The 11067-nt window shown below is 60.4% G+C and carries 10 protein-coding genes and 1 pseudogene; 6 read left to right on the forward strand and 5 right to left on the reverse strand.

Going from position 1 to position 11067, the window contains the following annotated elements; translation table 11 throughout:
- Positions 1-102: 102 nt before the first annotated feature.
- The 4 genes from GOEFS_RS04345 to GOEFS_RS04360 are packed head-to-tail and all read right to left on the reverse strand — an operon-like array spanning position 103 to position 1857.
- On the reverse strand, positions 103-507 hold the full coding sequence (locus GOEFS_RS04345) for a Fur family transcriptional regulator (RefSeq protein WP_007316663.1): 405 nt from the start codon (positions 505-507) through the stop codon (positions 103-105).
- Complete coding sequence (locus GOEFS_RS04350; RefSeq protein WP_007316664.1) at positions 500-874, reverse strand: ArsR/SmtB family transcription factor; 375 nt, start codon at positions 872-874, stop codon at positions 500-502. Before GOEFS_RS04350 ends, GOEFS_RS04345 begins: the two co-directional genes overlap by 8 nt.
- Positions 875-915: 41 nt before the next feature.
- Complete coding sequence (locus tag GOEFS_RS04355) at positions 916-1383, reverse strand: MaoC family dehydratase (RefSeq protein WP_007316665.1); 468 nt, start codon at positions 1381-1383, stop codon at positions 916-918.
- Between the two features lie 27 nt (positions 1384-1410).
- Positions 1411-1857 (reverse strand): winged helix-turn-helix transcriptional regulator, encoded by a 447-nt coding sequence (locus GOEFS_RS04360; RefSeq protein ID WP_007316666.1) that lies wholly within the window; start codon positions 1855-1857, stop codon positions 1411-1413.
- A 295-nt stretch (positions 1858-2152) separates the two neighbouring features.
- On the opposite strand from GOEFS_RS04360, the gene GOEFS_RS04365 reads away from it, so the two are divergent.
- The 5 genes from GOEFS_RS04365 (at position 2153) to dctA (ending at position 9662) form a co-directional block, all read left to right on the forward strand.
- Entirely contained in the window at positions 2153-3544 is a 1392-nt protein-coding gene (locus GOEFS_RS04365) for a glycine--tRNA ligase (protein WP_007316667.1), read from the forward strand.
- Positions 3545-3678: 134 nt separating this feature from the next.
- Positions 3679-4167 (forward strand): cold-shock protein, encoded by a 489-nt coding sequence (locus tag GOEFS_RS04370; RefSeq protein WP_007316668.1) that lies wholly within the window; start codon positions 3679-3681, stop codon positions 4165-4167.
- Complete coding sequence (locus GOEFS_RS04375) at positions 4160-5455, forward strand: deoxyguanosinetriphosphate triphosphohydrolase (protein WP_007316669.1); 1296 nt, start codon at positions 4160-4162, stop codon at positions 5453-5455. The genes GOEFS_RS04370 and GOEFS_RS04375 overlap by 8 nt, the downstream gene beginning before the upstream one ends.
- Positions 5456-5603: 148 nt before the next feature.
- Entirely contained in the window at positions 5604-7517 is a 1914-nt protein-coding gene (gene dnaG / locus GOEFS_RS04380; RefSeq protein WP_007316670.1) for a DNA primase, read from the forward strand.
- A gap of 753 nt (positions 7518-8270) precedes the next feature.
- Positions 8271-9662 (forward strand): C4-dicarboxylate transporter DctA, encoded by a 1392-nt coding sequence (gene dctA, locus GOEFS_RS04390; protein WP_050949785.1) that lies wholly within the window; start codon positions 8271-8273, stop codon positions 9660-9662.
- A gap of 17 nt (positions 9663-9679) precedes the next feature.
- Here the strand turns inward: dctA and GOEFS_RS04395 are convergent, their stop codons facing one another.
- Positions 9680-10297 (reverse strand): TetR/AcrR family transcriptional regulator, encoded by a 618-nt coding sequence (locus GOEFS_RS04395; RefSeq protein ID WP_007316673.1) that lies wholly within the window; start codon positions 10295-10297, stop codon positions 9680-9682.
- Positions 10298-10420: 123 nt separating this feature from the next.
- Here GOEFS_RS04395 and GOEFS_RS04400 point away from each other — a divergent pair.
- A pseudogene (locus GOEFS_RS04400) lies at positions 10421-11067 on the forward strand (alpha/beta hydrolase); the annotation flags it as partial.

Here is an 11067-nt window from a genome sequence, read left to right on the forward strand (position 1 = left end):
GGAATCCCCTCGCTGCGCTCGTGAATTCCTACTCGACCGACGGAAGGGGCGCTCGTGGGTTCCTACTCGACCGACAGAATGGGGGCCTCCGCGTAGCGGAAATTAGTCTGTCTGGCACCGGCCACAGAGCCCGAACACTTCCACCGTGTGGTTAATATCGCTGAACCCGTAACTGGCCGCGACCTTTTCGGCCCACAATTCCACCGGCTCGGCTTGGATTTCCACGGTGGTACCGCAGCGGCGGCACACTAGGTGGTGATGGTGGCCGGTTGAACAGTGCCGGTAACGGGTCTCACCGGAGCCGTCCCACAGTGCGTCGATCTCGCCGGCCTTGGTGAGCGCCTGCAGATTCCGATACACGGTGGTGAGGCCGATCGATTCGCCGCGCGCCTTGAGGTGCTCGTGGAGTTCTTGAGCCGAAAGAAAGTCGTCGGTTTTGCTCAATACCTCAGCGAGCGCTGCCCGCTGCTTGGTTGAGCGGATACCGGTGACGGGAGTTTCAGTCATGGTGGCGTTCGGTTGCGTGCAGCACGGCGTCGTTGACGATGTGTGCGAGGTGGTCATCGACAAGTTCGTACATGATTTCGCGGCCGTTGCGATTGCCGCGCACCACTCCGGCGTCTTTCAGTACTCGCAGATGCTGGCTGACTAAGGGTTGCGAAAAGCCGAACTCGCCAACGAGTTCGTGAACACATTTGCCCTGCTGCTGCAGTGAGAGCACGATCGCGATCCGAGCCGGTGCGGCGAGTGCCCGCAGAAGATCCCCGGCGGCGGCAAGTGAGTCCGCGTCGGTTGGTATCGGCGGCGAGGCGTGACCCAGCGGGCCGGGATCGATCGCGTCGGGGCCGAGGGGATCAACATGGGTTTCACTCATAACCTCTCCCATATTAATGGAAAACATTTTCAAATGTGTGATCAGTCGGGCCGTTTCCACGCCAACAGGCGCGAAGTGGTCTTTTGCCGTATCTCGCCATGCTGGTTAATGGTCTGATGGGACGCGACAACGGTGGCGCGATCGGGGCGTGAACGCGAGAGCGTGATCTCCTCGACGGCGCCCTCCAGGTGAAGGATGTCGCCGGCGACGGCGGGGCTTGGCCAGGTCACGTCGACACCTCCGCCGATGATGCCGGTCGCGAGCGGAAAAGCGTCGGTATATAGACGCATGGTTAATGCCGCGGTGTGCCAACCGCTCGCCACGAGGCCATCGAAGAATGTTCCTTGGGCGGCGTCGGCGTCGAGGTGGAACGGCTGGGGGTCGTACTGGCTGGCGAACTCGATGATCGTGGTGGCAGTGAGCTCGACCTCACCCGAGGTGAACGTTCGCCCGACGAAAAGATCGTCGAGCCATAGGCCATCGGTGCGGGTAGGCATGGGAGCAGTCATTGCAGACTCCTTCGTTGAGTACGTGAATTACCAAGCGTCCGGCGCGAATTCGGCATGTATGTCGCGGCGGGTCAGGTCTGTGTCGCAGTTCTCGCAACGCAGCGACACGTGCGGCTGATGACCGCATGCCGCATGCGTGAGGGTGACCGGTGGGTTATCGACGGCCCACTTGTCTCCCCAATCGATGACTGCGACGAACAGGGGATAGAGCTCCTCGCCCTTGGTGGTGAGGTGGTAGCCGAGGCGGTCGGGGGCTGAGTCGTACTGACGACGCTCGAGGATTCCCTCGTCAACCAGCATGCGTAGCCGGTCGGTCAGAACGCTGCGGCCGAGCCCGAGTTTGCGTGCGATCGGATCGAAGCGATGCTCCCCCCGGAAGAATTCTCGCAAGATCATCATCGTCCACCGCTCTCCGATAATCGCCCACGTGCGGGCTACAGCGCAGTTCTTATCCGCGAGGTCATCGTGACGCATAGGGCGACTGTATGCTGCGTTGAACTGCTAAGTCAATAAAAATGACTAACGCCTATTTTGCAAGGTGCCACTTGATTCCACACAGTTGGACGTGGCGCCGGATGACGGATGCGAGTGGAGAGAGAATTTCCATCCCCGTGGTGGTGGTCGAAGGGCATATTGCCCTTCGACCACACTCACGGGGCCGATATTTCCTACGTCGCAGCGGCAGTCCACCGATGATCGGGTGACCGCAGCTCCCGGTTAGGCTGTAAGGGTTCCAGCCCAACTCGATCAAAGTGGAGTGCAAACACCCGTGGCCAGCTCACCGTCAAACCGTGTCGATGCAGTCGTCAATCTCGCCAAGCGCCGAGGTTTGGTGTTCCCCTGCGGCGAGATCTACGGCGGCACCCGCTCGGCCTGGGATTACGGCCCACTTGGTGTGGAATTAAAAGAGAACATCAAGCGTCAGTGGTGGCGTTCGACGGTCACCAGCCGCGACGACGTCGTCGGTCTGGACAGCTCGGTCATCCTGCCGCGCCAGGTGTGGGAGGCGTCGGGTCACGTCGAGGTGTTCAGCGACCCGCTGGTCGAGTCGCTACATACGCATAAGCGCTATCGCGCAGACCACCTCATCGAGGCGTACGAGGCTAAGCACGGCCATCCGCCGGAGAACGGCCTGGCCGACATCAACGATCCCGAAACCGGCCAGCCAGGCAACTGGACCGAGCCCAAAGCATTCAGCGGTTTGATGAAAACCTTCCTCGGCCCGGTCGATGATGAGGCAGGCCTACATTATCTGCGCCCGGAGACCGCGCAGGGCATCTTCATCAACTTCAAGAATGTGATGACGACCGCTCGCAAGAAACCGCCGTTCGGCATCGCGCAGATCGGCAAGAGCTTCCGCAACGAGATCACGCCCGGCAACTTCATCTTCCGAACGCGCGAATTCGAGCAGATGGAAATGGAATTCTTCGTCAAGCCGGGTGAGGACGAGGAGTGGCAGAAGTACTGGATCGACCAGCGATTCAACTGGTACACCGACCTCGGCATCGATCCGGAGAACCTGCGTCTGTACGACCATCCGAAAGACAAGTTGTCGCACTACTCGAAAAGTACGGTCGATGTCGAATACAAATTCGGTTTCGCGGGCAATCCGTGGGGCGAGCTGGAGGGCATTGCCAACCGGACCGACTTCGACCTGTCGACGCACAGCAAGGCATCAGGCGAGGATTTGTCGTTCTTCGACCAGGCGTCGGGTGAGCGGTACACGCCATTCGTTATCGAGCCGGCGGCCGGCCTGACGCGTTCGCTCATGGCGTTCCTATGCGATGCCTACACCGAGGAAGAGGTGCCGAATGCCAAGGGCGGCACTGACACTCGTACGGTGTTGCGGCTCGACCGGCGGTTGGCGCCGATCAAGGTCGCAGTACTTCCGTTGTCCCGCAACGAAAAGCTCTCGCCCAAGGCGAAAGACCTTGCCGCAGAACTACGCAAACACTGGAATGTCGAGTTCGACGACGCACAGGGTATCGGCAAGCGTTATCGCCGTCAGGACGAGATCGGCACGCCGTTCTGCGTAACCGTTGACTTCGATACCCTCGACGACCAGGCCGTCACCATCCGCGAGCGTGACACCATGAGCCAGGAACGCGTGGCGCTGGACAAGGTCGTGAGCTATCTCGGTGCGCAGTTAGTCGGGGCGTAACCCGACGAGTCGCGAGGTCGGGCTGGCGCAACTGTCGTTGTGCCAGCCTGATTTCTGTCATGATGGACGGGGCGTGCGACGCAGTCCGGGCAAGGGGTCCGTGAATACTGCGCCCGCCGGATGGGAATGGGTAAGTGTCTGTCAGTGGAAAAGTCGTACATTACGACAGCAATCGAGGATTCGGATTCCTGGCGCCGGAAACCGGGGGAGCCGATGTCTTCTTGCATATCAACGATATCGACATCGATGAAAACCTGTTGAAGCCCGGCGCAGTGGTCGACTTCGACGTCGAGGACACTGACCGCGGGTCAAAGGCGGTCAACGTTTCGGTGACCGAAGAGGCACCCGCCGGCAGTGACGACTCAGCCAGTGAGCGCGCCCACCGTCGTGAATCGCATGACCGGGGTGGTCGTGATCATGGCCATGGCCGTGACCGCGGAGATCGCGGAGATCGCGGCCGTCGGCCGCGTGGTGGAGCGGGAGCGCTCGACGCCGCCTCATTCACCGAGGAGATCACCGAGCTTCTCCTCGATTCGTCGGACGATTTGACGGCGGGACAGATCATCGAGATTCGTCAGCGGATCACCGACTTCGCGGTCGGCCGGGGTTGGGTGCTTGACTAACTCTTGGCCGTCGTCTGCCGCGTACGATGCGGCGTCGCTGGAACGATTGGTGCCCGAAGAACCCAAGACCGCTGGTCTCCCGGGGACGCGCAACGATCATCGCAATGATTTCGCGCGTGATCGTGCGCGGGTGCTGCACTGTGCCGCGTTACGTCGACTGGCAGATAAGACGCAGGTCGTCGGGCCGCGCGAAGGTGATACGCCGCGTACTCGGCTGACACATTCGCTGGAGGTCGGGCAGATTGGGCGCGGAATCGCGGTCGGGTTGGGCTGCGATCCCGACCTCGTGGAGTTGGCCGGCCTTGCTCACGACATCGGACATCCGCCCTATGGCCATAACGGCGAGCGGGCGCTCGATGAGGTCGCGTCGGAATACGGTGGATTCGAAGGTAACGCGCAGAATCTGCGGATATTGACGCGGTTGGAGCCGAAGATCTTGGACTCCACTGGTGTCAGCGTCGGGCTTAATCTCACTAGGGCCTCGCTCGACGCGACGTTGAAGTATCCCTGGACACGACGAACTCCGGGATCGAAATTCGGTGCGTACGAAGATGATTCAGCCGTGCTGGAGTGGGTTCGGTCGACAGGTGACAAGGGCGACGTAACGCGACAGTGTTTGGAATCGCAGGTGATGGACTGGTCTGATGACGTCGCGTACTCGGTGCACGACGTTGAGGACGGCATCATTTCGGGCCGTATCGATCTTCGATCGTTGGGTGATCGATCAGATCAGGTGGCACTCGCCGAACTTGGTGTTACCTATTTCCGTGGTCTCGACGCCGACACGCTTGTCGATGCCGCGCAGCGGCTCTCGCGGATGGAACTCGTTGCGGCACTTGGGCAATTCGACGGCACGCTGACATCGTCGGTGGCGCTGAAGCAGCTGACATCGGAGTTGATCGGTCGATTCGCCAACGCCGCTATCTCCGGGACACGGGAAGTTGTTGGGGACCAACCGATTTCCCGCTATGACGCGGATCTTTCGGTGCCACCATTGGTCGCCGCCGAGGTGGCCGTGTTGAAAACTGTTGCGCTGCGTTTCATTTTCTCCAATCAGCGGCATCGAGCACATCAGGATCGGCAGCGGGAGCGGATTCACCGAGTGGCGACGTGGCTGGCCGCCGCGGCGCCGGGCGGGCTTGATCCGCTGTTCGTTCCGGCATGGCATGAGGCCCAAGACGATGCGGCTCGGATGCGGGTTATTGTCGATCAGATCGCCTCGATGACCGAGGGACGCTTGGAGCGAACGGATAAACAGAATTCCGGAGCGCAGGCACATCTCGGCTAGGCGACAGGCCCCGCTTCTCCGCAAACCCGACTCGGGGCGACATTCCCGACCCACTTTTGGGGTCGGGAACGTCCGGGCGAGTCGGGTTTGCGGACGGGCGCCGGGCGTGGCCGTCTGATGTGTTGCAGTAGCAACTAGACTGTTCTACGTGCCAGGCAGAATCCCCGATCGTGATATCACGGCTATCCGTGAGCAGACGCAGATCGAGGATATCGTCGGCGATTATGTGGCGCTTCGACGTGCCGGTGCGGACAGCCTGAAGGGGCTCTGCCCATTCCACGACGAGAAGTCGCCGTCGTTTCACGTGCGGCCCAACCACGGGCATTTTCATTGTTTCGGCTGTGGCGAGGGCGGCGACGTCTACTCGTTCCTGCAGAAGCAGGAACACATCAGTTTCGTCGAAGCCGTCGAGCAACTGGCTGACCGCATCGGCTATCGAATCAACTACGAGGGCGGCGGCACCAGCGTTCAGCGCGACCGCGGGACGCGTGCGCGACTCGTCGCCGCCAACGCGGCCGCGCAGAAGTACTACGCCGAACAACTGCAGACCCCCGCCGCGCAGACGGCCCGTGAATATCTCAAAGAACGCAACTTCGACGCCGCCGCGGCTGCCCAGTTCGGTTGTGGTTACGCGCCCGAGGGCTGGGACACGATGACGAAAGCCCTTCTGTCCCAAGGTTTCGAGTTCGCCGAACTGGAAGCGGCCGGTCTGTCAAAGCAGGGCCGCAAAGGACCGATCGATCGGTTTCATCGTCGACTGCTCTGGCCTATCCGGAACTTGGGCGGCGATGTCATCGGATTCGGTGCGCGCAAACTGTTCGACGACGACAATCTCGGCAAGTACATGAACACGCCAGAAACCATGCTGTACAAGAAGTCTCAGGTGTTGTTCGGCCTCGACCACGCCAAGCGAAACATTGCCAAGGGACATCAAGTGGTGATTGTCGAGGGCTACACCGACGTCATGGCGATGCACCTGTCCGGTGTCACGACCGCGGTTGCCAGCTGTGGCACCGCATTTGGCGAAGATCACCTCGCGCTGATCCGCCGACTCATGATGGATGACTCCTACTTCCGGGGCGAGGTCATTTACACCTTCGACGGTGACGACGCCGGACAAGCGGCCGCGCTCAAGGCATTTGACGGTGAGCAGTCCATCGCCGGGCAGACATTCGTGGCCATCGCACCGGAGGGGATGGACCCGTGCGAACTCCGTCAGCGCGACGGCGAAGTCGCGGTGCGCGACCTCATCGCACGACGGATCCCTATGTTCGAGTTCGCTATTAAGGCGCTGATCTCGAATCATGATCTCGACACCGCCGAAGGACGGGTGCACGCGCTGCGCGACACGGTGCCGGTAGTGGCGCGCATCAAAGATGTCGCGCTGCGGGATGAGTACGCGCGGCAGTTGGCCGGCTGGGTCGGTTGGGAAGATGTGCCGCAAGTACTTTCGCGGGTGCGTGAGGAGGCATCGCGGAACGCCAAACGACGGGGCAAGCCCTCACCCAAGGTCACCAATCTGCGCAGCGGTCGGCCCGAAGCTTCGTCGACGCCGCCGACCGCCAAACCGCTGGCTTCCGATCCGCGGTTGTGGCCACAGCGTGAGGCGCTGAAGTCCGCGCTGCAATATCCGGCGATCGCGGGTACCGTATTCGATTCTCTGCCAGTTGAGTGTTTCACCGAACCGGCGTATGCCAAGATCCGCACGACGATGACCGAACTGGGCGGAACTTCGTCCGGTATGGGCGGCGCCCAGTGGGTTGGGGCGGTCATTAACGGCGTCGACGATCAGGTCGTAGGGCCGTTGGTGACCGAGCTTGCTGTCGAACCGATCCCGGTGTCGGAGAACGCGATTCCGCGCTACATCGGGTCGGTCCTGGCGCGGCTGCAAGAGGTATGGGTCGGTGCGCAGATCGCCGACATCAAGTCGCGACTTCGTCGCATGTCACCGGCCGAGGATTCGGATGCTTACAACGCCGTGTTCGGTGATCTGGTCGCGCTGGAGGCGTACCGTCGAAGCCTGCTGGAACAGGTTGTCGAGTCTGGTGGGGAAGCGGGCTAGCAGTTCATCGGTGAATGCATGGGGGCTACCAGATCCGCCGATGTATCCATGATGCGGCCAGGGTGCCCGAAGGCGGTGTTTGTGATCACGCGAAGGCGTAACGGAAAGTTGCCTGTACCGCTAGCAATCCTCCTTGTGGGACTGTGACTCTTACCGTGAAGGTTCTGAGACCCGGTGGGTACGGCCTCGGTTCAAGGGTGATCCCTATCCACGCGGAACCTCTGATCGGCGATGAGTCGACCGGCGGGGGCGAGCAAGATCCTGACCCGAACCGGGTGCCGTCGAGCGTCGCGAAGAATGATTCCTTGCGCTTTAGAAGATTCGAGTGCGCGGCCGCCGAGAAACATGCCACCCGTATGGCGACTTGCACCATGGGCTTTGAGACTTCCACCGTCATCCTGGCGATCACTTCATCGCGGCCGCTTTGAGTAGTCGTCGCAGAAGCGGTGAAGGGGGCTTCCAATTTGTCTCGGTCACTCGCTTGATCGAGCCAGGAAATTAGTATGGCAGTCGGATTCGCGCGTGGCTGTCCAGCTGTTGGTCGGCCGATAACGGCAATCGCACTGACTAGGATAAGCGTGAACACGACCGCGACGACTGCCAGTTGCACACCCCCGCGTCTGTTCATTGTCGAAGCCTACAACTTGGACTTTGGTATCTGCAATTCATGCTGCGGCTTCGAATGTCGATTCTTTTACCTCGCCGTAATCTTGCCGAATGCGATCTAACGAAAGCGGATCTGAAACTCGGCAGATGACCGCAACAATTGCTGATCCGCCTCCGACCACCGACGTCAGGACGCGCACACGCTGGTACAAATCGATGTTCACCTGGCTGCTGGTCGCCATCGTGGCCGGAATTGTCGTCGGCGCCGTCTGGCCGGGTTTCGGATCAGATCTGAAACCCCTCGCAGACGGTTTCATCAAGTTAATCAAGATGCTGATCGCCCCGATCATCTTCTGCACCGTGGTCCTCGGCATCGCCCATGTCGGTGATATGCGGTCGGTGGGTCGGATCGGCGTCAAAGCGCTGATCTACTTCGAAGCGGTGACTACATTCGCATTGCTCTTCGGCTTGGTGGTCGGCAATATCGTCAAGCCGGGCAACGGTTTTGACATCAACCCGGAAACCCTGGCGACCGGAGCGAAGGCTGTCGCGGATAAGACGCAGGACGCTGAACTCCCGCACACCGTCGACTTTCTGCTGAATATCATTCCGACGTCGGCACTTTCGGCGTTTGCCGAGAACGAGCTGTTGCAGGTGCTGTTCTTCGCGGTGTTGTTCGGACTTGGGCTGGCCAAGGTTGGGGAGAAGGGCCCGCCGATCGTGTTGGAAACCATCGACCAGCTGAGTCACATCTTTTTCACCGTTATCGGGTGGATCATGAAACTCGCACCGCTGGGTGCGTTTGGAGCGATGGCGTATATCGTCGGCGAATATGGGCTCTCGTCACTGAGCAGCTACGGCAAGTTGATCGCCTGCTGCTATTTGGCGGCGGTGTTGTTCATCGTGGTGCTCGGTGTGATTGTGCGGATTTTCGCGGGGGTCAATCTGTGGAAGTTCATCGTCTACATCAAAGATGAACTCTTCGTCGCATTGGGCACAGCGTCTACCGAGGTAGTGCTTCCACGCATCATGACGAAGTTGTCTAATGCCGGATGTTCGCGCACCACAACGGGTTTGGTGGTTCCGACCGGATATTCGTTCAATCTTGACGGCGCGACGCTGTACCTGTCGATCTGCATCCTGTTCCTCGCGCAGGCACTCGGCGTGGAGCTGAGTTTCGGCGAGCAGATCACCGCGGTCTTGGTGTTGATGCTGACGTCGAAGGGGATGGCCGGTGTGCCCGGTTCGTCATTCTTGGCATTGTCGGCGACGGTATCGGCGATTGGCCACGGCAGTATTCCGGTCGCCGCCGTCGCGCTGCTGCTCGGTGCGGACCGCATCATGGATTCGATGAGAGTGTCGGTGAACCTGCTGGGCAACTGCGTTGCGACATTCGTCGTGGCCAACTGGGAAGGGCAACTGGACAAGGAGCGAATGCGCAAAGTGCTTGCGGGAGAGCCGGTTGAACCCCTGACCGACGTCGACCCGATGACTGGCGAAGAAGAGGTCGCGGCGGAGCAGGCGGGAAGCAAGGTGTGATAGTAACCCCTTCTTCTTTATCGTTGACTACTCGCGCGAACAGCGGCTAGCGCGACCTCGACGGCTCGGTCGGCGACTTCGTAGTTCAGTTGCTCACCGGTGACCAGGAACCGATAGTAAATCGGTGCCATGACAAGGCCGACGAGTTCGCGCGCGTCAGTATCGGACGGCAACTGCCCGTGGTCGATCGCGGCGGCGACCATCAACTGTGCATCCTCATGTCGCCGTGCGAAGAACTCGTGTCTTAGTTGCGCAATGGCGGGATGGCCGATGGCCTCGGAGAACAAGGTTCGGACGGCGCCCGCCACCGGGGGAGAATCACTGTCGAGCACGTCAATCAATCCTCGGCTGATTCGACGGAGATCTGCGTCGATCTGCCCGGTTGGCTGGACAGGGAGTATGCGATCAGCGAGATCCCTTACCGCAGCGGCCAATACCGCTTCTTTGGTCTGCCATCGGCGGTAGATCGTGGTTTTGTGGATGCCTGATCGCCGGGCGATTTGCTCGACCGTAAGGGCTGCGTAACCGTGCTCGGCGAGTTCAGCTAGCGCCGCCCCCAGTACCGCGGTTCGTACTCGATGCGTCCGGCCGCCAGTGCGCACGGTGCCAGCTGGGGCCTCGTGATCGGTATCCATAATTGCAACTCCTGGTTGTGTTAACGAAGTCATTATGCCACGCTATTAATGCAACAGAAAGTTGTATTAGTAGTCGGATGGCGACTTGCCCAGCCCGCAACGACACCGCATAGGACCCAGCACATGACGGATAACAGGATCAATCGCCGACTCGAGGCTTTTCCGATCGGGTACCACCACTTTCATTCCGATGTGAGCGTCAACTTCCAGCTCAATCGCTTCTTTGGCTGGGTTGGCGATCCCGACATGCTCAACGAGATGCGCTCCGCGGCCGAGATATCGGACTACCCCGGGCTCGTTCATACGTTCCTTGAGCTGGGGGAGAAGTGCCTTGCGGATGACAGAGTTCTTAGCGGCGCCGCTTACTTTCGAATCGCAGAGTTCTTTCTTCCGGCCTCCGACGAACGCAAGCAATCCACCCGACGACGATTCGTCGGACTCGTGAAGGAGTATTACGACGTCGATGAGCAGGCGCATAGCCTGATCGCGTACGACTCCGGGATGTTGTCGGCTTACCGCTTCACGCCATCGGACCCTCTCGGTACCATCATCGTTTTCGGCGGCTTTGATAGCTACATCGAAGAGTGGTTCCGCGCCGCGTTCGTCCTTGAGGCCGCAGGCTACGACGTGGTGCTTTTTGAGGGGCCGGGCCAAGGAACGCCGCTCGAGGACTATGGCATCACGTTCACACCCGACTGGCATGTGCCAGTCGGTGCAGTACTCGACTACTACGGCATCGATGACGCCACCCTCGTCGGCTTCTCCATGGG

This window comes from Gordonia effusa NBRC 100432 (genome assembly GCF_000241305.1).
Classification (GTDB): Bacteria; Actinomycetota; Actinomycetes; order Mycobacteriales; family Mycobacteriaceae; genus Gordonia; species Gordonia effusa.

Bases quoted from the DNA above. Each gene is read 5' to 3' on its own strand.
- GOEFS_RS04345 (WP_007316663.1), bottom strand. From the start codon at position 507: ATGACTGAAACTCCCGTCACCGGTATCCGCTCAACCAAGCAGCGGGCA.
- GOEFS_RS04350 (WP_007316664.1), bottom strand. From the start codon at position 874: ATGAGTGAAACCCATGTTGATCCCCTCGGCCCCGACGCGATCGATCCC.
- GOEFS_RS04355 (WP_007316665.1), bottom strand. From the start codon at position 1,383: ATGACTGCTCCCATGCCTACCCGCACCGATGGCCTATGGCTCGACGAT.
- GOEFS_RS04360 (WP_007316666.1), bottom strand. From the start codon at position 1,857: ATGCGTCACGATGACCTCGCGGATAAGAACTGCGCTGTAGCCCGCACG.
- dctA (WP_050949785.1), top strand. From the start codon at position 8,271: ATGACCGCAACAATTGCTGATCCGCCTCCGACCACCGACGTCAGGACG.
- GOEFS_RS04395 (WP_007316673.1), bottom strand. From the start codon at position 10,297: ATGGATACCGATCACGAGGCCCCAGCTGGCACCGTGCGCACTGGCGGC.